The organism is Caballeronia sp. SEWSISQ10-4 2, from assembly GCF_030464885.1.
Taxonomy (GTDB): Bacteria; Pseudomonadota; Gammaproteobacteria; order Burkholderiales; family Burkholderiaceae; genus Caballeronia.
On sequence record NZ_JALPRJ010000031.1, the window covers coordinates 1 to 21,426 of the forward strand.

17 protein-coding genes and 1 pseudogene are annotated in these 21,426 nt (G+C 57.2%); 13 read left to right on the forward strand and 5 right to left on the reverse strand.

Annotated elements, in window-relative coordinates; all coding sequences use genetic code 11:
- Positions 1–183 precede the first annotated feature (183 nt).
- Entirely contained in the window at positions 184–726 is a 543-nt protein-coding gene (gene speG, locus M0D69_RS21285; protein WP_301783888.1) for a spermidine N1-acetyltransferase, read from the forward strand.
- A gap of 59 nt (positions 727–785) precedes the next feature.
- Here the strand turns inward: speG and M0D69_RS21290 are convergent, their stop codons facing one another.
- Both M0D69_RS21290 and M0D69_RS21295 read right to left on the reverse strand, forming a co-directional pair.
- Positions 786–1,913 (reverse strand): glycosyltransferase, encoded by a 1,128-nt coding sequence (locus tag M0D69_RS21290; protein WP_301783889.1) that lies wholly within the window; start codon positions 1,911–1,913, stop codon positions 786–788.
- A 207-nt stretch (positions 1,914–2,120) separates the two neighbouring features.
- Positions 2,121–2,246: pseudogene (locus M0D69_RS21295) on the reverse strand (SDR family oxidoreductase); the annotation flags it as partial.
- Positions 2,247–2,476: 230 nt separating this feature from the next.
- Here M0D69_RS21295 and M0D69_RS21300 point away from each other — a divergent pair.
- Positions 2,477–5,581, forward strand: coding sequence for an autotransporter outer membrane beta-barrel domain-containing protein (locus M0D69_RS21300; protein WP_301783891.1), 3,105 nt, complete (start codon positions 2,477–2,479; stop codon positions 5,579–5,581).
- Between the two features lie 123 nt (positions 5,582–5,704).
- On the opposite strand, the gene M0D69_RS21305 is transcribed toward M0D69_RS21300, so the two are convergent.
- Together M0D69_RS21305 and M0D69_RS21310 are read right to left on the reverse strand one after the other, a co-directional pair.
- Complete coding sequence (locus tag M0D69_RS21305; protein ID WP_301783892.1) at positions 5,705–6,073, reverse strand: hypothetical protein; 369 nt, start codon at positions 6,071–6,073, stop codon at positions 5,705–5,707.
- A 240-nt stretch (positions 6,074–6,313) separates the two neighbouring features.
- Entirely contained in the window at positions 6,314–7,189 is an 876-nt protein-coding gene (locus M0D69_RS21310; protein WP_301783893.1) for a LysR family transcriptional regulator, read from the reverse strand.
- A 128-nt stretch (positions 7,190–7,317) separates the two neighbouring features.
- Between M0D69_RS21310 and M0D69_RS21315 the strand changes: the two genes are divergently transcribed.
- From M0D69_RS21315 to M0D69_RS21325, 3 genes are all read left to right on the forward strand, one after another.
- The gene (locus M0D69_RS21315) at positions 7,318–8,184 is read left to right on the forward strand and encodes an alpha/beta hydrolase (protein WP_301783894.1); all 867 of its coding nucleotides are present in this window, start codon (positions 7,318–7,320) and stop codon (positions 8,182–8,184) included.
- A gap of 126 nt (positions 8,185–8,310) precedes the next feature.
- Positions 8,311–9,687 (forward strand): MFS transporter, encoded by a 1,377-nt coding sequence (locus M0D69_RS21320; RefSeq protein ID WP_301783895.1) that lies wholly within the window; start codon positions 8,311–8,313, stop codon positions 9,685–9,687.
- A 126-nt stretch (positions 9,688–9,813) separates the two neighbouring features.
- Positions 9,814–10,725 (forward strand): LysR family transcriptional regulator, encoded by a 912-nt coding sequence (locus M0D69_RS21325; protein ID WP_301783896.1) that lies wholly within the window; start codon positions 9,814–9,816, stop codon positions 10,723–10,725.
- Between the two features lie 20 nt (positions 10,726–10,745).
- On the opposite strand, the gene M0D69_RS21330 is transcribed toward M0D69_RS21325, so the two are convergent.
- Positions 10,746–11,762: an Ldh family oxidoreductase gene (locus M0D69_RS21330; protein ID WP_301783897.1), complete on the reverse strand. Its 1,017-nt coding sequence runs from the start codon at positions 11,760–11,762 to the stop codon at positions 10,746–10,748.
- A gap of 191 nt (positions 11,763–11,953) precedes the next feature.
- On the opposite strand from M0D69_RS21330, the gene M0D69_RS21335 reads away from it, so the two are divergent.
- The 8 genes from M0D69_RS21335 (at position 11,954) to M0D69_RS21370 (ending at position 21,264) form a co-directional block, all read left to right on the forward strand.
- On the forward strand, positions 11,954–13,090 hold the full coding sequence (locus M0D69_RS21335) for a porin (protein WP_301783898.1): 1,137 nt from the start codon (positions 11,954–11,956) through the stop codon (positions 13,088–13,090).
- A gap of 199 nt (positions 13,091–13,289) precedes the next feature.
- Positions 13,290–14,696: an MFS transporter gene (locus M0D69_RS21340; RefSeq protein ID WP_301783899.1), complete on the forward strand. Its 1,407-nt coding sequence runs from the start codon at positions 13,290–13,292 to the stop codon at positions 14,694–14,696.
- A gap of 2 nt (positions 14,697–14,698) precedes the next feature.
- Complete coding sequence (locus tag M0D69_RS21345; protein ID WP_301783900.1) at positions 14,699–15,238, forward strand: GAF domain-containing protein; 540 nt, start codon at positions 14,699–14,701, stop codon at positions 15,236–15,238.
- 168 nt (positions 15,239–15,406) lie between these two features.
- Positions 15,407–16,552 (forward strand): branched-chain amino acid ABC transporter substrate-binding protein, encoded by a 1,146-nt coding sequence (locus M0D69_RS21350; RefSeq protein ID WP_301783901.1) that lies wholly within the window; start codon positions 15,407–15,409, stop codon positions 16,550–16,552.
- A 70-nt stretch (positions 16,553–16,622) separates the two neighbouring features.
- Positions 16,623–17,897: an FAD-binding oxidoreductase gene (locus M0D69_RS21355; RefSeq protein ID WP_301783902.1), complete on the forward strand. Its 1,275-nt coding sequence runs from the start codon at positions 16,623–16,625 to the stop codon at positions 17,895–17,897.
- A gap of 75 nt (positions 17,898–17,972) precedes the next feature.
- Positions 17,973–18,872: a dihydrodipicolinate synthase family protein gene (locus M0D69_RS21360; protein ID WP_301783903.1), complete on the forward strand. Its 900-nt coding sequence runs from the start codon at positions 17,973–17,975 to the stop codon at positions 18,870–18,872.
- Between the two features lie 103 nt (positions 18,873–18,975).
- Complete coding sequence (locus tag M0D69_RS21365) at positions 18,976–19,974, forward strand: 4-hydroxyproline epimerase (protein ID WP_301783904.1); 999 nt, start codon at positions 18,976–18,978, stop codon at positions 19,972–19,974.
- Positions 19,975–20,028: 54 nt separating this feature from the next.
- Complete coding sequence (locus M0D69_RS21370; RefSeq protein WP_301783905.1) at positions 20,029–21,264, forward strand: amidohydrolase family protein; 1,236 nt, start codon at positions 20,029–20,031, stop codon at positions 21,262–21,264.
- Positions 21,265–21,426: the final 162 nt, after the last annotated feature.

A 21,426-nucleotide genomic window follows, 5' to 3' on the forward strand; every position in this document is an offset into this window, starting at 1 on the left:
GCTAATAGTGATAAAAAATACAGCTAACTCACGCAGACCACTAAGGCCGAAAGCACCAACCCAGCCCCCCGACCACCCGCTAAGATAAACTATACGAAGACCCAAGCATCAACAACCCAGCATCGGCTTCCAAGACCCAAACAAACCCCGAGTGCGAACGAAAACCAAAAGGGAGTTCCGCACATGATCATCGAAGAGAACCATCAGCTAATGCTTCGGCCGCTCGAACGAACCGATCTCCACTTCGTCCACAGCCTGAACAACAACGCAAAAATCATGCGTTACTGGTTCGAGGAACCCTACGAAACGTTCTCCGAGTTGTCCCAGCTATACGATCGCCATGTCCACGATTTGCGCGAACGCCGCTTCGTTGCAGTCGACAAGACCGGCGAGACCGTAGGACTCGCTGAATTGATCGAGCTGGACTACATTCATAGGCGCGGTGAGTTCCAGATCATCATTGCACCCAGCGCTCAAGGCCACGGTTATGCAACCAGCGCGACCGAGCTTGCAACAGACTACGCGTTTTCAGTGCTCAATCTTCGCAAGCTTTATCTGATCGTGGATGTGTCGAATCAGGCGGCCATTCATATCTACGAAAAGTGCGGCTTCAAGCAAGAAGCGGAACTGATCGAAGAGTTTTTTGGCAACGGCCGGTATCACAACGTATTTCGCATGTGCATTTTCCAGCACGATTTCCTTAAACAAACACAGGCAGGTAAATAAGCAAGCCGGCAGCACTCCCTTGGCGGTCGAACCGTCGTGACGGGTTATTACTTTCGCCTCTAAGCACGCGCAAGCGTTTCCACCCGCTCGCTCGACTCGGCTTTATGCAGCATCTGATGAGTCAGCATCACATGCTGCCGGGCGAAGCCACGCGTTGTCAGATCCTTCGATACCAGCTCCCGCTGCGCGCGACGAATCCGCTCGCTGGTGCCTTCCGGATCCGCACCCAACGCGGCGACAGTCTCGCGCAGGCTCTGTGCATCGTGGACCGGTACGTAGGAGACGGCGTCATCGGAGAAATAGTCCGACAGACCGCCAATGCCCGTTGCAACCACCGCCTTGCCAGCCATGACCGCTTCCAGCAACACCGTAATACCCGATGCATGGTGATTGGGATGAAGCGGCACAACGATCACATCGGCCCACTCGTAGAGCGCACGTTGTTCGGCCAACCCCGATACCGGCGCGACAACAATGTTATCCGCCCGGTCAGGACGCGCGACTTTGCGCTGGGTCGCCAGCCTCGCGTCAAAGCGCTTGTCGTTTTCGAATGCAGCCATGAAGGTCTGCCAATCACGGTCTCGATCGTTACCAATGGCTGCGACGCGCAAGGGTTCGTGAGGGCGCCACTCGGACACAGGCTGCAGCGGGAAGTCGTCTGTACTGATGCCGTAAAGCACCACCGTCGCTTCGCGATTCCAGAATTTTTTCGCTAGCGCGACATTGTCATATGTAAGCGTCGTCAGCAGGTCCGCGCGGCTTAACAATCTCTTGAAGAGAATGCGCTTGAACACACTAAGCGATTCCCATATATCCAGAAGCCACACGCTTTGCGCAAGCAGAAGCGGTTTGTGCGGTCCACGCTTGAGCATGAGCAATAGCGCCGCCGATAGATACTCGCGCTCCGTATGCGTCCAGATCACGTCCGCTTCAAGCAACGCTGCGCGATTGCGAAACGTATGGATGAGATCGCAGCCAAGGACGGCCTTCAAGCCGCGTCGGATAGTACGGAGAACACGTCCTTCGGGGTGATCCTCGGAATACGAAAGCGCCATCGATTCCGACTCGGCGTAGTGGTACCCGTACAAGCACCCGACGTTCTCCTCCTTGCGATACCGGCTCGGATCGACGCCATAGTAAAGATGAACATGAACGTTAGTCGGCGCATTAGCCGTCGTGCCCTTCACTCCCATATATCCCCCGATACCCGCGCTTGTCCAAGTGCTTAAGGCGCTGAAAAACGCATCGTACCGACGCATGGGCACAGAGGGAACGCCTTCGGGCAGGACATTCCAACTTGAGCGATGGGTAACCCACACAACGCGTTGCATCTGCGCTGCGTGTTCGGCAACGCTCGCAGGGTTTGACCGGATTCTGCTATGCGCCTTACAAGGCTAACGCGCGGTCCATCCTCCATCGACGACCAGTTCAGTGCCTGCCATAAATGCCGAATCCTCCGAAGCGAGAAACACAGCGACCGCGGCCGAATCTTCCGGTCGGCCAACACGTTTCGAGGCAATCAACTCCTCTCAGGAACGGCGCATTTTCCAGCCTCATGTTTTGTTTCCCGTTGAGTTCACAACAATTAACAAATGCCCAAGGCCTTTCTGCTATTCAAAGCGCGACACTGCACGAAGCAGGTATTAATCGGTAAGGTTTCCGGGCTCTTTTGTTCGGCTAGCCACATTCACAAAGTACCCCGGTTGCTAAATTCCGCCCGCGTTTATAGATAACAACACCGGGGCGATCCATGTCAAATCCAGTTCGTTCGCGAGCAATCTCGCTTGCACCATCACTGCTGCTGATTCCTTTTCTTCTTAGTCCGATAGCGGCGGCAGCAGCTTGTGCCGTGAACGGCCTCGACACGGTTTGCGACTCGAGTTCGCCAAACCCATGGGCCACGACTATTGGTACTGGTTACGTAGCGGGCAATGACAATCAAACAGTCACTGTCCAGAGCGGCGCGACAATCAACACACCCGACGCGTCGGCCATCAGCCTCGCTAACAACGCCAACATCACGGTTCAGTCGGGCGGGACGGTCAGCAACCAGGCGGTCAACTCGCACGGCAACTATGGAACCGGCGCCAATACCATCGAGTTCCAGGACAACGGCACGCTGACCGTGCAAGCGGGCGGCAGGGTGCTGTCCAATGGCACGCAGGGCATTGCCGAGGCGGTGAACATACAAGGCCAGGGCAACGTCATCATCAACAACGGCCTGATCCAGGCGATCAACGCCGGCGCCATCTGGTTCCAGAACAAGGTAGGCGGCAACACGGTCATCAATAACGAAACCGGCGTGATCCAGTCACCCGGCAGCGTGATCGGTTCAAGCGGCGACGCCCCCATCGATTTCACCAACAAGGGCAAGGTGATCGGCGACATCGTGTTCTCGGGTGGTGACGACATCATGCGCATCTATACCGGCTCATCGGTGCAAGGCAACATTGACGGCGGTGCGGGCAGCAACCAGTTGTTCCTGAGCGGACTCGGTACAGACACGCTGACCGGCAACATCGTCGGCTTCCAGACGCTCATCAAGACCGACACGGGTACGTGGACCGTCAATGGCATCCTGCCGGACGTGCAAAGTGCGGAGGTTGCAGGGGGCACGCTGATCCTGACGGGCGATAACAGCGCATACACCGGACAGACGCTCGTCGATGCCGCCGGTACGCTTCAGGCACGCGCGCAAAGCCTGCCGTCGGCGATCACCGACAACGGCCTGGTCCGCTTCGCTCAAACCGATGACGGCACCTATGCGGGACTGTTGAGCGGCGCTGGAGCGATCGAGAAAACCGGTGCGGGCACTCTGGTTTTAGCGCCCACTGCAACCGGTGGCAACACGTATTCCGGCGGTACGCTGATCACGCAAGGCACGCTCAATATCGGCGCCGACAACGCACTTGGCGCCGCTACGGGTAGCGTCACGTTCAACGGCGGCACGCTGCAACTGAACAATAACCTCGACCTGGCCGCGACCCGCGCGATCTCGATCGGCGCGAATGGCGGGACGATCGACACGCAGCAATATTCGTCGACGCTCTCCCAAGCCGTGACGGGTACCGGCGCCTTGACAAAGCTGGGGAGTGGTCTGCTCACAATGAATGGCGCAAGCACCTATGGCGTCACGAACGTGCTGGCAGGCACCCTTGCAGTCGGCGACGCACAACACAGTTCGGCAAGCATCGGCACGGGCACGACGACGGTCGCGGCCGACGCCACGCTTGGCGGTTTCGGCACTGTGCTCGGCTCGGTGACGAACTCCGGCACGATCGCTGCGGCGAATGCCTTGCCGGCTTTCTCGGCATCGACCACCGGCACCTTCGCGATTCGCGGCGATCTCACCAACAACAACACGATCAATCTGGCTGCTGCATCGGGTACGCCGGGCAATGTGCTTAACGTCAGTGGCAACTATGTAGGTAACAACGGTCAGTTGACCGTGAACACGGTAATGAACGAAGGTGGCGCCGCAGCTAATCAGTTCACCGATCGTCTTGTCATTGGCGGCAACGCGAGCGGCAGCACGACCGTGGTCGTGCGCCCGAGCGGCCTGGGTGCGCTGACCGTCGGCGATGGCATCAAGGTCGTTCAGGTGAACGGCAGCGCTGCAGCAGGTACCTTCCATATGATTGCGCCGGTTCAGGCCGGGGCATATCAGTATCTGCTGTATCAGGGAGGCTCGGGCCGGCCCAGCGACTTCTACTTGCGCTCCTCGCTCGAGAGCGTGCCGGTGACGCCTACGCCACCGGTTACTCCGGTCACGCCCGTTGCACCGACCACACCCACCACACCCACCACGCCCGACGCGGTCGTCGCGCCGGTTACGCCTATTTCTTCGGTCGCGGCCCAGCCGGCTGGTCAGGCTTCGCCAGTTGCGTACCGCCCTGCTGTAGTCGGCTATACGATGACGCCGTCGTTCAACCTCGATTACGGCTTCACGATCATGAACCGACTGCATGAGCGTGTCGGCGATGTCGCGAGCCTCGAGAATGCGCAGGGAACGTATGGCAACGGCGTGTGGGGACGTCTCGGCGGGCAGAGCCTAAACGCCAACTCGGGCGATCGTTTTTCCGGCGATGAACACACGTTCTTTGCGCAGTTCGGCAAGGACTGGACGCTCTCAACGAACCCGACGGGCGGCAGCACGCATGCGGGCGTCACGGTGACCATCGGCTCGTCGTCGGCGACCTTCCAGGACAGCGCGCGCAGTCTCAACCCGGCGCTCACGACCGGTACCGGCTCAGTCGAAACGCAGGCGCAATCGCTCGGCGGCTACTGGACGAAGTATCTGCATGACGGCAGCTACTTCGACGCCGTGGCGCAACTGACCCACTATCACAACAAGTACGGCGATGTGTACGGCGGCAGCGGTTCGCAGAACGGTTTTGGCACGGGCCTGTCCGGTGAGGCAGGCAAGCCGCTGCTGATCGGATCGACAACCATTGCCATCGAACCGCAAGCCCAGTTGATGTACCAGTACCTGCATCTGAACGGCTTCAACGACGGCGTCTCCCCGGTATCGAGCACGTCGAGCAACGCCCTGCGCGGACGAGTGGGATTCCGGATCTTCAAGGCGAACCTGACCAATGATTCGAAGTCAGGAACCGCGACGCCCTATTTCACCGCCGACATCCTGCACGATTTCCTGACACCGGGCAACACGGCGGTGGATGGAACCTCGTTCAACAGCGGTTTGTCGAAGACCTGGTATGAAGTAGGCGTGGGCGTTACCACGAGCATGGGCAAGGCGTCGTCGGTGTACGCCAACGTCAAGTACGCCCGTAATCTTGGCGGCGATTATCGTCGCGGAGTATTTGGTCAGGTCGGATATCGATATAGCTGGTAGGCCTCAAGGACATCTTCGTAGATGATGCGGGGATGTGCGTCACGATAAAGCCGGCCGCAGGCCGGCTTTATCGTTTTTAGCCGAGTGCGAACGAAAGCCAGTCCAACGCCTGACGATGGCTGTTCAAACCAATATCGAAATGAGCCCTCCGATGGCGAGTCCTGCAGCCAGCCACCTCCCCGCCGTGTAGAACTCGTTGTGATTTTCTTGCGGCAGATCCGGACGCTCAAGTCCGAGCACGCCGTAAGTAAGCGACTTGACCGACGAAACGTTCGTCGTCGAACCTTGACCGCCGTCGCTCTCCTGACTCGCCATTGCAGCGCCTTCAGGCGAGATCGTGACCGCCGCGTCCTGTGTCGTGGCATCTGCCTGGTTCGTCGTTTGCCCCGGGTCGGCATTGTCCCCCGACAAGGACTGTTGTTCCGTCGCGGCATTCGAAGTTGAGATCGTCCGCTCCGAAGTTGGCGACGACGCGATATTGCTGATCTGCATAGCAACCTCCCCTCATCTTCTTAAACGGGCGCTGCTGGAAAACGACGTGCGAGCATCAAATACATTCATACATTCATCAGTGGTTAAAGGTAGCGCAATGCATCGATGGAGTCGCTTATGAAACGAAGACTATTGGCCTATCGGGAAACCCGTAGCCTTTCCCGTTTATCGACTGGAGAGCGCGGATCTTTAGTGTTGGTAAGGGTAGGTAAGGAAAGCGTTACGGAGACGCTTAATCGCTTACTCCAGCGACTGAAGCAACGTTTGTCGCACTACTGCTGTAACGTCGAGTTGACGCTCGTTTTCAAGTATTCCAATTACCCGCTTGAGCGGACCGTATGGAAGCTGTAGTGCGACCACCGAATGATCACGCGCCCAAGCAACGTGCTTGAGCAAAGGCACGATGGAAATTCCCACGTTTTGCCGGACCAGATCGACGATGGCGGCCACCGAATTAACCTCGAGAATTTCCTTGGGTTTTATCCGCATGCGTCGCAAGGTCTGCTCCACTTTTGCCCCGGTCGGAGATGTCCGGTCGAAGCGAATGAACGGATGACTCTTGAGCAAGGACGCCACGTCTGCCTGTGCGGCCGCGACCCGTGTGCTCGCAATGAGCATCAGCGGTTCTTCATAAAGCGGTGTCCATTGCACGTTGACGGGCATCTCGTGCGGTATCTGCACGGTGAGCGCGGCATCTATCTCGGACGCCCGTACCCGTTCGGCAAGCTCGCCGCTATGACCTAGAACGAGTCGAACGTCCAGAGCCGGATACTGAGCTTTCAGACTAACCAGATTCTGCGAAAGAAAGCCCATTGCCGAGACAATCGCACCCACGGCGATGCTGCCGGCGATCTCATGTCCGGTGTGGGCATCAGCAAGCATTGCCTCATACGCCGCGACCAGCTTGCGCGCCTGCGGGATGAGCGCGCGGGCCGCGGGCGTCAGCACGATGACCCGGCCTGAACGAGAGAACAGCGGCCTTCGGAACTCCTCCTCGAGCGCACGCATCTGTTGTCCGACCGCCGCCTGGGTCAGCGCGACACGACCGGCGGCTGCCGCGAAGGAGCCGTATTTTTCGACGGCAAGGAAGGTGCGCAAAAACCGGATAGTGCTCATGGAGAAGGCGTTCCGACGTAGCGAGACTAAACATTCAGTTTAGTTTGTGTAAATATAAATCAGTTAGTTTTTTCGAATTAGTGACGGCACAATTGTACGGTGAACCATTCCACTACAAGGCCGCAGTCATGTCTCATGCAACTACTCTCCCAGTGATAGACGAGCACATCGGGCGCGGTAAAGCCTATTACGAACTCGGCTCGACCACTGTGTTCGCGCATCGAAACGACCCGCGTTTCGCCTATACGCTTTACGTTCCTAAAGCAATCCTTGAGGCGGGCAACAATGTCGAGCTCGTCGTGGTCATGCACGGAACAGGGCGTCAGTTCACCAACTACCGCGATGCTTTTGCGGAGTTTGGCCGCTGGAACAACTGCATTGTCTTGTGCCCGCTATTTCCGGTGGGCGTACTCGGCGACGGCAATCGCGACGGTTTCAAGCATCTGATCGAGGGCGACATCCGCTATGACGACGTGCTGCTCGATATGGTCGACGAGATCGGCGAGCGTTATGGCAAGCGTTTCGACCAGTTCGCGCTGTTCGGTTTTTCGGGTGGCGGACAGTTTGCGAACCGCTTTGCCTACCTGCATCCGGAAAAATTATGGGCAGTGTCGATCGGTGCGCCCGGCTCGGTGACGACGCTCGATATAAACCGTGACTGGTGGGTCGGCTTAAGGGGTTTCGAACAGCGTTTCGGCAAGGTATTCGACCTTGATGCATTGCGCCGCGTGCCTGTGCACATGGTGGTCGGCAAGGCAGATCTGGAGACGTGGGAGATCACGCATCGGGAAGGCGGCCGCCACTTCATGCCAGGCGCGAACGACGCTGGTGCGACACGACCAGAGCGTCTTAGAACGCTCAAAGCAACGTTCGAGACCGCAGGGATCCGCGTTCAGCTCGATGAACTGGACAACGTTCCACACAACGGCTTGCTGGCTGTGAACGCGGTGCAGGATTTCTTTGCAGGCGTGCTGCGCGCAAGCCGGTCCAGATAGTTCAAACAACGGGCTCGCTATCTCGCGAGCCTCTCTCGCTCGGGCGCATTGATGTCCCGGGCCGGCGGTGCATATCGCGCGTTATGAGCCTGCTCTTTAGCGGCAACGCGCAGGGGGAGAAGATACATGAATCCAACAAATCACGAAAACGCACCGCCACTCGCTGCACCCGAATCGCGTCAGGTCCGGCGCGCGCTTGTTGTCTCGGTAATCGGCAATGGCTTCGAGTGGTTCGATTTCATGGCGTACGTGTACTTCTCGAAGATCATCGCGGAGGTATTCTTCTCGGTAGGAAGCAGCGTTGTGTCGATGTCGCTCGCGCTCGCGACTTTCGCCCTCGGATTTATTGTCCGGCCGGTTGGCGGCGTCCTGCTTGGTATCTATGCAGACCGCGTCGGCCGTAGCCGTGCACTTTCATTGGTTATGCTGATGATGTGCGCCGGCACACTGTTGCTGGGTCTGGCTCCCGGTTATGCGACGTTAGGCGTTGCGGCTCCGCTAATCGTGCTGCTGGCCCGGCTGATTCAGGGCCTTGCGATCGGCGGGCAATTCAGCCTCTCGTCGGTGGTTGTGGTGGAAACCGCCCCGCCCGGCAAGAAGATGTTTTACGGCAGCTTCAACATGTCGTCCCAGGCGCTCGCCATGTTGCTGTCATCCGGCTGCAGTTATCTGCTGATCAATAATCTTTCGACGAGTTCGCTCACGACCTGGGGCTGGCGAGTGCCGTTTCTAATCGGCGCGCTCGTTGGACCACTTGGTTTCTATATCCGGCATAACATTGCCGAATCGCCGGAATTCGAGGCGTTGCGCAAGCAAGTCCGTACGGGCGCCACGCGTGCCTTCCGGTTGCGCGACTTTGTGCGTGAACAAGGCGACGCTGCTTTATGTGCGATGGGCGTGATGATCATCGGCACGGCGTCGAATTATTTGTGGAACGCGTATTTGCCCGTGTATATCGAACACCAACTGCATCTCCCGCTCAAATCGGCGTTGCTTGGGACGTTTATCGGCGGCGTCATCAACTTCCTGCTTTTCCCGGTGTCGGGCAAACTGGCGGATAAATTCGGTGCCTACCGGCTTTTCTATCCGCTGGTAATCGGTTGGTTGTTATGCACCTTCCCCTTGTTCTGGTTCATCGTCTCCGCGCCATCGCTCACTCGTCTTTTCATCGCGCAAATCATTGCGTCGATCTTCCAGGTTGCAATAGCAGGTCCGCACCCCGGCATGTTGGCAACGATCTTCCCGGCAAAGGCGCGCTCAACTGGCGTGGCGCTTTCGTATAACCTCGCGGTCACATTATTCGGCGGCCTTGCTCCGCTGACCGTGGCGACTTTGACGGAAGTCACCGGCAGCCAGTATGTTCCCGCGTTTTATGTCGTCTTTGCCGCGCTGGTTTCACTTGCGCTCGTGGCGTTCACTCGCACCGGGCAAGCAGCTTTGGCCAGCGACCGTGCTCACAAGAAACACTTTTTCTCGGTGCGGCGCGTTCCTCCAACAGCATGATTCGCGAATGCTGAAGGCGCAATCGGCGAAATTTGTCCTGGATTGGTCTCGTGAAAATCGCCATCGATCATTGACGAAAACAGTGCTGAGCCACATGATTAGTGACCTCCACGCACGAGTTATAAAATGAGCTTCGACGGACGCGCGCTTTCCAATATCAGCGTTCTAGCTGCGATCGTGGAAAGCGGCAGCTTTGCGCGCGCAGCAGACGCTCTGGGTTTGTCACCCTCCGGGGTAAGTCGCGCCGTTGGCCGGCTCGAATTGAGCATTGGCGTGCGCTTGCTTGACCGGACCACGCGCTCCGTGACACTGACGGACGAAGGAAGACAGTTGTATGAGGAAATTGGCCCGCTGCTGACGGGTATCGGCGACGCGGTGAATCTGGCAGCCGGAGCGTCTGCTGCCGTGCGGGGGGCGCTTGCGTGTGAACGTCGATGCATTTTTTCGCGCAGGATGCTGGCGCCTCATATCGCAAAGTTCCTGGATCGTTACCCTGAACTTTCGCTGGAGTTGGCGACACGCGAACAACTCGGCGATCTCGTTGCCGACGGTTTCGATGTCGCAATACGCTTCGGGCAACCGCCCTCATCGTCTCTCATCGCGCGCAAATTGCTCGAGACCCATACCATGACCGTTGCCGCGCCGGTCTACATCAGAAAGCATGGTCGACCTGAAACACCCGCGGGCCTCGTCAACCACGCGTGCATCCAGATGCGAAATCCGGTGACTGGACAACCGCTGGAATGGGAGTACAAATCCGGCCGTAAGGCCATCCCCGTGAAGACTTCCGGCCGCCTCCTGGTCACCGAAGCCGGCACCATGCTGGGTGCATGTCTCGCAGGTGGGGGGATCGCGCGCATCAAGGCCGGCGGGGTGCGGGATCTTGTCGATAAAGACCGTCTTGTCGAGCTGCTCCCAGACTACGTGGGCGAAACATTTCCACTCTACGCGCTCTATCCTTCGCGCCATTTACCCGTTGCAAAGGTGCGAGCGTTCATCGACTTTGTGATCGAAATTCTGGATGGTGACGCGGCGTAGGTTTCCGGGCAGCGCCGAACCTACTTCGGGATGAGTGCCAGAACGTCATCATAGAGTTTGCGGGGCACGTTAATACCATTCGCCTCGCTTCTTAGCCTTGCGTCGAAACGCCGTTGTGAGGGAAGGCGCGCACCTTGACTCACAATGCCGTCGAACAATGCTTCAGCACGCTTATCGTGTTCTCCTCGGTCAGGCCCGGTGAAAAGAACAGGGCTAAAAGCCAATATAAGTTCACCATGGCACGGCGTAGCATCTGCACCCTCGTCGAAAGCTTTCGAGTCGGCCGATGTGAGATCACCGATCAACGGGCCAGCTAGCAATTCGACCATTGCTGCCAACGCAGAGCCTTTGTGGCCTCCGAACGTGAGCATGGCGCCTTTCATTGCCGCTGCAGGATCCTCAGTCGGTTGGCCTTCCGCGTCCAAGGCCCATCCAGGTGGAATTTTCTTATTGGAGCGCCGATGCAACTCAATGTCGCCTCGAGCAATCGCGCTTGTAGCAAAGTCAAACACGAATGGGACTCCGCCCGGTCGTGGCCATGCGAAGGCGATAGGGTTGGTGCCAAATACCGGCTTCGTTCCACCGGCAGGCGCAACCCAACTGTGACTTGGTGTCATTGCGAGAGCCGCTAGCCCCTCGCTCGCCAATCGCTCGACCTCCGGCCATAGCGCTGAGAAGTGGAAGCAGTTGTTAATGGCAAGCGCAGCAATGCCCATTGTTCGAGCCTTCTCGACGAGAACCTTGCTGCCCATTTCAAAAGCGAGTTGCGAATACCCGAACCTGGCATCTACCCGAACCAATGCCGGCGAAACATCCGTGATCACCGGCTTGGCGTCGCGGACAACTTTGCCCTTGCGCAGCGTGTTGACACACACGATCAATCGATAGATTCCATGCGACTGACACTCATCACGTTGCCCGGCAACAATGACCTTAGCTATCGCTTGCGCGTGGTCGTGAGCCATACCATTTACTGTCAAGACCCTAAACGACAGGTCGAACAGATCACTAAGGGTTAGCCTTACCGTGTCGTCCATTTTTTGCCTTTAACAAGAAATTTCTTGACTCATTATATTGGATCCAAGATATTGACGCCAATTTTTGATGCTGATCTCACCGCACCGGGAAAGCGTTCAGCAGATCGAAAAGAGAGCGGGTCGTGGAACCGCCGGCAAGTCGATTGCAGCAGCAGTCCTGAGTTATTCATGTCAACGCTGGGGGAATCTTTGTGAAAAAACAACTTTTTGGTTTAACTGTCCTGGTCGCGTCGTCCGCGGTTCACGCTCAATCATCGGTGGCGCTCTACGGGATTGTGGATGACGGCGTGACCTTCACCAACAATCAGGCCGGCCGGCACAACTATCAGGCGTCGAATGGCGCGCTCGGCAGTAGCAAGTGGGGGCTCCTGACCAACGAAGACCTTGGCGGCGGATACAGCACGATTGCCCGGCTGGAGAATGGTTTCGACATCAACACGGGAAAATTCAACAACGGCGGCAGGGAGTTCGGTCGGCAAGCCTACTTCGGTATCGGCAGCCCGTTCGGTAGCGTATTGCTCGGTCGCCAGTACGACCTGGTGCTTGATTCTCTTCTCCCGCTGTCCGGCGCGCTCAAGTTCGCGGGCATTCTGGGCACACACGCCGCCGACGTCGACAACATGTGGGGAGACTATTCGCTCAGCAACTCCGTCAAATACATCTCGCCGAACTACGGCGGGTTCCGGGTCTCCGGCCTTTTGAGCTTCGGCGGCGTTGCCGGTGACTTTGCTAACGGACGCAAAGAGTCAGTGAGTTTGAGTTATTCGAATGCCGCGTTAAGCGCGAGCGCCGTGTTCTCCCGCATCCGCAATCCCGCATCATCGATCTATGACGCAACGGCAAACCCGGTCGAGGGTACGACCTTTGTGAATCCGATTACAAATCCTACGTTCAGCGGTTACACCTCTGCGCAAACCCTGCAGGTTGCCGGAGCGGGTGCGAACTATAAGATCGGCGCTGCGACAGTGGGTGTGATCTACACCAACACCCGGTTCGAAGACGTCGTTCGCACCTCCTCGACACCTTTCGCAGGCACGGCCACTTTCAACAACGTCGAGGTACTTGCGATGTACAACTTCACGCCCGCGTGGCTCGTCGGCGCGTCGTACGACTACACGAAAGCCGAGAGTGCGAAGTACAGCCAGATCAACATCGGGACCGAATATTCAATCTCCAAGCGAACGCTTTTCTATGCGATTACTGCGTGGGAACATGCAATCGGTATGGACTCAACCGGTAAGAAAGCTGTCGCAGCTCTTTCATTCCTGACGCCGTCCAGCACAGCGAATCAAGTTGCAGTGCGCGTCGGTGTTCGCCACGCCTTCTGAGACTCATTCACCCGTCATCTCGGGGCGCATCAAAACATCATCCAATCAGCGGGTTAACCCCAATCAGTCAAGATAACCTAGGGGTAATGACGATTGACATCGTATTTTGGATCCAGGATATTGGACGTATTCTCAATCGACTTCGTTGAACGCCAGGCGCGAAAGTGTCCGGGGATTCTCTCCATCATTGGAGCTTCTTATGTCACCAATAGCAGCGAGGCTTGAACGGTTGCCGTTTAGCCACTTCCATTTCAAGTTGCTCATCATGGGCGGCCTCGGCTTCATGTTCGAGGCAGTCGATGCCGCAATCATTGCGTTCATCCTGCCGGTGCTTCGCGCCAAATGGCATCTGACCAGCTTCGAAACCGGGCTGCTCGGAAGCAGCACCTATATCGGTTTCCTGGTGGGTGCGCTGTTCGCTGGTTTACTGGGTGACCGCTTCGGCCGCAAGGTCATCATGATGTGGGCGCTCATGATTTTTTGCGTGCTTACACTGGCTAACGCCTTCGTGAATGACTGGCACACGTTCTTCGTATTGCGCGCCTTGGCCGGGGTCGGCATGGGCGCCGAAGGTGCAATCATTGCCCCGTTCCTCGTCGAGTTCGTGAGCAACAAGTACCGCGGCAGTTTCGCAGGCGCTCTGGCAGGGTTCTTCTCGTTCGGCTTTGTTGCGGCGGCTCTCATTGGTTTCTTCGTCATTCCGCTTAGTCCCGAGGGCTGGCGCATTGCGCTCGTGATCGTGTCCCTGCCGGTTCTGGTTTTGCTCTGGTGGCGCAAGTCGCTTCATGAATCGCCCCGTTGGCTCGAAAGCCGCGGGCGTCATGCTGAAGCAAGCGCGGTCGTGGCCGATATCGAAGCGCAGGTCGAACGACGGGGCGTAAAACTTGCCCCCGTGGTTGCCACTGCGGATGCCCCTTTTTTGCATGAGCATTCGAGCTCATTCTTCGGCAATCTAAAAACGTTGTGGATGGCACCCTTGACCAAGACGACCTTCATGACGTGGTGCCTGTGGCTGTCCATCACGTTCTGTTCCTACGCATTTTTCGTGTGGATACCCGGACTGCTTGTGCAGCACGGAATGACTATTACGAAGAGCTTCGGCTTCTCAATTGGTATCTACGTCGCGCAGATTCCCGGCTATTACTCTGCGGCATACTTCAACGAGAAGATCGGCCGAAAAGCCACAATCGTGACCTATATGGTGCTTGCCTGTATCTCCGCCATTAGTCTGGCGTTCTCCACCACGGACCTCACCATCGTCATCTTTGCGGTCGCCCTTTCCTTCTCCATGAATGGCGTCAACGCGGGCCAATATGCGTACACGCCGGAAGTATTCCCTACCCACTTGCGGGCAACGGGCATGGGCACCGCTTCCGCATTCGGGCGTATCGGCGCTATCTGTTCGCCCATGCTGGTGGGTTATATCTATCCGTTATGGGGCTTCCCGGGCGTCTTTGGAATGTGTACCGCGATGCTTGCAATGGGTGGTCTTGCCGTCCTGATCCTGGGCGTATCGACGACTGGCCGCACGCTCGAAGAAATCACTGCTGCTGAATACGGTGGTGATCACGCGGAGAATCTTCCGCCGGCAAAAGCAGGGATCTAATCATGTTTTCCGCAAGTCCGATCACAGCGATCACCTCCCTTGCGTATTCGCTGCATTGTGGCGAGGCCCCTGACGTGTTCTGGAAAAACCTGGAGCGGACCCTTCAAGATGCCTTCGGTCACCGGCTGTTCACGGTACTCGCCTACGACCCACAAAGTAGATTACTCGAACGCGTCTACAGCACACGGCCGGATTTCAACCCCGTGGGCGGTCGCAAGCGCGTAACGAAAAGCATGTGGACGCGACATGTCCTGGAGGACGGCAAGATCTTTCGCGGCTCGACACGCGAGGACATCAAGGCCGTGTTCTCGGACTACGAAGTGCTGTGGGCAAACGGGTGCGAAAGCGTCTTGAACATCCCGGTTCGGAAGCAGGGAGTAACCATCGGTTCTCTTAATCTCCTTGACCGCGCGGGGCAATATAACGACGCGTTGATCGAACTGGCATACGTGTTCGCTCAGTTGTCGGTCATACCCCTGGAAGCAAGTCGCACCGCGCTCCAACTGCTCGACAACGGCAGCGGGAAGCTGGAAGAGGTGTAGGTGTAAGGAGCCGGCCGTGAGGTCCGGCTACTCAACGAACGCATTTTTCGATAATCCAATTGACAACCCCGATCGCCGGCGGCATCATGTTTTCGATACATGGATAATGTATCCAATATAAAACAGTGTCCGCCACGGTCGAAAACTGAAGAAGTACCGGAGACTCAGATGAAAACTCACTTGTCCATGATCGCAGCAACAATTTCTGCTGTCGGCCTGACCTTCGCGGTCACCGCGCATGCCGATACTCAGTCCGTCTTGTTGGGGCTAGCCGCGCCGATGACCGGCGCGCAGGCACAGTACGGAAAGGATTTTCAATCAGGCGTCCTTCTTGCGTTGGAAGACTTCAACGCAACGAAACCGAAGGTCGACGGAAAAGAAACCCGGTTCACGCTCGAAAGCATGGACGATCAGGCGGACCCGAAGACCGGTACGGTGGTCGCGCAAAAGCTAGTCGACGACGGTATCAAAGGGATGATCGGCCACTTCAACTCGGGCGTGACCATTCCTGCATCGGCAATCTATTCACGTGCAGGTATTGCGCAGATCTCGACCGCGACCGCCCCTGCGTACACGCGGCAAGGCTTCAAGACGACGTTTCGCATGATGACCTCCGACACGCAGCAAGGCGGCGTGATGGGCAAGTACGTGGTGCAGACATTGAAAGCCAAGCGTATTGCCATCATCGACGATCGCACCGCTTATGGACAGGGTCTTGCCGAAGAGTTCGAAAAATCGGTGAAGGCCGCCGGCGGAAATATTGTCGATCATGAGTTCACGAGTGACAAGGCAGTCGACTTCAAGGCAATCCTGACCAGCGTAAAGGCCAAGAATCCGGACTTCATTTATTACGCCGGCGCTGATGCGCAGTCCGCGCCGATGATCAAGCAGGCTCGCACGCTAGCCATGCAAGGCACGTTTGCATCGGGCGAAATGTCGAAGACGGATGACTTCATCAAGATCGCCGGGAGCGCGGCTAACGGCGCAATCGTGTCGCTTGCTGGCCTGCCGCTTGAAAAAATGCCCGGTGGCCCTGGCTTTACACAGCGTTACAAGGCTAAGTTCAACACGGAGCCTACAACCTACTCGCCTTATAGCTACGACGGAGCAATGGCATTGATGAAGTCGATGGTCGCCGCCAACTCCTCGGATCCGGCCAAGTATCTTCCGGTACTCGCAAAGATCGACATGAAGGGCGTCACCACGGACCACTTTTCATATGACCAGTACGGCGATCTGAAGGACGCGATCATCACGGTCTACAAGTGTGAAAATGGACAATGGAAACCGGTCGACGTCCTCGGTTCCAAGTAATCGATTCGCAGTGCGGGCGGTGCTTCTATCTTCTATCGTCCGCCATTAACCTCAACACGTAATTTTATCCATGGCAAATCAGACCACCCGATCTTCGACAATTCCAGATGTTCTCGTCATCGGCGCTGGAGTTGTCGGGCTCGCGTGTGCGTGGTCAGCGTTGAAAGAAGGGCTAACGGTCACCATCGTCGATCGCGATTTTGACGGCGATCGCACCTCGCACGGTAACGCTGGCGGAATTGCGGTGACCGAGAGCACGCCTATTTCGGTACCCGGCCTGTTCTTCAAAGCAAGCAAGTGGCTCTTCGATCCGCTAGGACCCCTTGCACTTGACTGGAAGCATGTACCGAGTGCTCTGCCGTGGTTCCTGGAATTCCAGCGAGCGAGCAGTCCGACGCGGTTCAGGCAGATATCACTCGCACTCGCGGCCTTGAACAACCGCGTCTATGACGATCTTGTGCCGATGTTCGAGGATGTTGGTGCAATGAGCACGTTCTATCGCCGGGGCGCGATTACGCTTTACGAAACCGACGAAGCATTTTATGCGGACGCGGACGAGTGGAAGCTCAAGCGAGAACTTGGTGTGCGCTGGCGTGCGCTGAGCCAGCAAGAAGTGCAGGAATACGAACCCGCGCTAGCGCCCGTTTTCAGACACGGCATATTCCTTGAAGACTGGTCCCATATTGGAGATCCTAAACAACTTGTCTCGCAACTCAGGGAGCGTGTGAATGCGCTTGGCGTACGATTAGTGGAAGACGTTGTCACCAAGCTGGAGGTCTCCAAGGGCGACGCGCCAGCGGCTGTCCTGCGAAGCGGTGAGTCGATACCAGCTCGTCAGGTCGTGGTCGCGACGGGTGCGTGGTCTGCCGCGTTGGCGGAGTCCGTCGGCGACCGCGTGCTGCTCGACAGCGAGCGGGGCTACAACACCACGTTGCCGCAACCTGGCATTGCACTGTCGAGAGAGGTCATTTTCGCCGAACGCAAATTTGTCGCGACACCGCTCGATATCGGCATCCGGATCGGTGGGGCGGCAGAGTTCGCGGGCCTGAAAGCGGCGCCGAACTACAAGCGCAGCGATGCGTTATTGACGCTCGGGAAAAGATTCTTGCCGGGTATCAGGGACGAAGGTGCGGTCCAGTGGATGGGACACCGGCCGGCAACGCCTGACTCCTTGCCCGTGATCGGCAGGTCGCCGACTACGGCCAACATCATCTATGCATTTGGCCACGGACATCTAGGGCTGACGCAGTGCGCTACGACCGGCGCACTTGTTGCGGATTTATTGGTTAATAGAACACCCCGGATCTCGCTTGAGGAATATTCGATCAAGCGATTCCGGAAATAAGCGGGGCGTAGATACGCCCTCAGTTTCTCGCGGCGAAGCCCGCTCAATTATTTATTCATTCTCAGAGGTGTAGTCATGCAAGTTAATTGGAAAGGCGTTTTCCCTGCAGTCACGACGAAATTGACGGACGACGGCTCGCTCGACACGGAAGCCATCAAGGCAGGCCTGAACCGCCTGATCGACAATGGCGTGGGTGGCGTTGTCATGATGGGCATGGTCGGGGAAAACGCCCAACTCACACCGGAAGAAAAGCGCACGGTGTTGAAGATCGCGGTCGAGACCGTTGGCGGCCGCGTACCAATCGTCTCGGGACTTGCTGAAACGAACACAGGCAGCGCCATTCAGTTTGCAAAGGATGCCGAATTGATCGGTGTGCAGGGCTTGATGGTGTTTCCGGGGCTGACTTACAAGTCGGATGACCGCGAAACAGTGGAGTTTTATCGCACCATCGCGCGCTCCACGAAGCTTGGCATCATGATCTACAACAATCCGCGTGGTTACGGCGTGGACATGCGCCCGGACCTGCTGGAACAGTTGAAGGGTGAAGCCAATATTGTCGCAGTAAAGGAAGAATCTTACGACACGACACGCGTGACGGACTTGTACAACCAGTTCGGCGATCGCTTCCTGGTGTTCTGCGGTGTCGACGATCTGATACTGGAATCGGCAGCCCTTGGCGTAACCGGCTGGGTGTCGGGAATGGCTAACGCCGTACCGAAGGAATCGGTTGAACTGCTCAACCTCGCCGTGAGCGGTGACTTCGAAAAGGCCCGCAAGCTTTATCGTGTACTTACGCCGTTGTTCCATCTCGACGTCCATGTAAAGCTTGTCCAGTACATCAAGCTGGCCGAAAACATCACGGCGGGCTATTCGGAAAATCTGAAGGCGCCGCGTCTGAAGCTGGAGGGCGAAGAGCGTCGGAAGATTGTCGCCATCGTCGAGAAGACGATGCAGGATCTCAAGGCGCTTTCGTAAGCCTCCAGCAGAAACGATCCAGGTTTCTTACGTCAGGTCCGCGCTACGTTACCGCGTCGCGCGACTGCCTGGGAAATTTGATTGGTGAACCGGAGCAAGATAAATGAAAAGCACCTTCTTCTGTATCGACGGTCACACGTGCGGCAACCCTGTGCGCGTAGTGGCCGGTGGCGCCCCAGTACTCAAGGGAACAAACATGATCGAGCGCCGCGCTCACTTCGAGCAGGAGTTCGACTGGATCCGCACCGCCCTGATGTTCGAGCCCCGCGGACACGAAGTCATGTCGGGCTCGATCCTGTATCCATCGACTCGCGCCGACTGCGATATCTCGATTCTGTTTATCGAGGTGAGCGGTTGTCTGCCCATGTGTGGTCACGGAACCATCGGCACCGTCACCACCGCTATCGAAAACGGTCTGGTGCGTCCACGTGAGCCAGGCATCGTGCGCCTGGACACGCCAGCAGGTCTGGTCGTGGCACGGTACAAGATGACTGGCGAGCATGTCGACTCGGTTCAATTGATCAACGTCCCATCGTTCCTGCATTCCTCCGATCTCAGCGTGGACGTCGACGGCATCGGCGAGATCCGCTTTGATGTGGCCTATGGCGGCAACTTCTACGCGATCATTGAGGCGCAAGAAAACTTCGCGGGATTGCATACTTTGAAACCTTCCGACATCCAACGCCTGAGCCCGCTTCTTCGTCAGAAAGCCAACGAAAAGTACAACTTCGTTCACCCGGAAAAACCGGAGATTCGTGGGCTAAGCCATGTCATGTGGACCGGGGAGCCGACTGTAGCCGGCGCAACTGCGCGAAATGCAGTGTTCTACGGCGACAAGGCAATCGACCGCTCACCGTGTGGAACCGGTACGTCGGCGCGAATGGCTCACCTCGTCGCAAAAGGCAAGCTCGCGATTGGCGAGCGCTTCGTGCATGAAAGCATTATCGGTACGCTGTTCGACGGCGTCGCCACCGAATCGACCAAGGTCGGTGAGTTCGACGCCATCATCCCGAGCATTGAAGGATGGGCTCGAGTGACCGGGCACAACACGATCTTCGTAGACGACCGTGATCCTCTCTGGAAAGGTTTCCTGCTGAAGTGATTTCCAGGCCGCCGAGCTGACGCGGTTCGACGGTCCTCTCTCAATGGAGAAGCAATGTTGATCCTCAAAAACGCTCGGGTCCTGGATAAGAACCACGAACGTGATACAGCGCTGTATTCGATCGTCATCGAAGGGCACAAGATAACCCGTGTCTCCCGCGAACCCGTCTCCTCCGATGGAGCCGAAGTGATCGATGTAGATGGCCGGACTGTCATGCCGGGGTTGATCGATTGTCACGCTCATGTCATTGCATCGGTGGCGCATTTGGGCTCCAACAGCCGTCTGCCCAATACGTTCGCCGTCTTGAAAGCGGTTCCGATTCTCGAAGCAATGCTGAATCGCGGCTTTACAACGGTGCGAGACGCCGGCGGCGCCGACTATGCCCTGGCCAAAGCCATTGAAGAAGGCGTGATCGCCGGTCCGCGGCTTTTCATAGCTGGAAAGGCACTTTCGCAAACCGGTGGCCACGGTGATTTTCGCGATCGCTTTGATAACTCTGACCCGGATCCTTGCGGTTGTAGCCGCAACCTTGGCGCAATCGGACGCATTGTCGATGGCGTGGACGAGATGCGAAAAGCCGTGCGGGAAGAAATGCGCGCCGGCGCAAACCACGTGAAGATCATGGCGTCGGGTGGCGTGGCGTCACCAACCGATCCGATTGGAAATTTCCAGTTTTCGATCGATGAAGTCAAAGCTGCCGTCGAAGAAGCCCAGTCGCATCAGACGTATGTGATGGCGCACGCGTACACGGGTGCCGCTATTTCTCGCGTAGTCAAACTGGGTGTACGTACGATCGAGCACGGCAACCTGATTGATGACGAGGCTGCGGCGGTGATGGCGGAACATGGCGCCTACGCGGTTCCTACCTTGGTTACGTACGATGCAATGAGCAAAGTAGGCGCGAAGTCAGGTGTGTCGGAAAGCGCATTGTTGAAGAACGAAGATGTTCGAACCCAGGGATTGCGCGCGCTGGAGATCTTGCAGCGGCATGGCGTCAAGGTAGGACTAGGGACGGACCTGCTCGGCGACATGCATCAGTTTCAAAGCGATGAACTATCGATTCGCGCCAACATCGTCGGAGCGTTCGAGACGATCTGCCAGGCCACGGCGATCGGCGCCGAGATCGTTGGCATGGAGGGCAAACTCGGCGTGGTGGCCAGTGGCGCATTCGCCGACCTGCTCGTCGTCGATGGCGATCCGCTGGACGACATCACGGTCTTGACCGGACAAGGCGAGAGGATCGCGGCCGTCATGAAGAATGGAGCCTGGATCCGGCGTGCGTCGTTCTGAAAAACGGTTTTCGGATTTTGGATCCGATAACCCGTCTATGGTACGATCGATCGTCCCTTCTAATAGACGCTTCCACAATGGCTACGGCAACTCTCAAGCAACGACCACCGAAAGCAGGCGGTGCATCCGAAGTCGTTGAACGCATATCGCGAAAAATCGTGC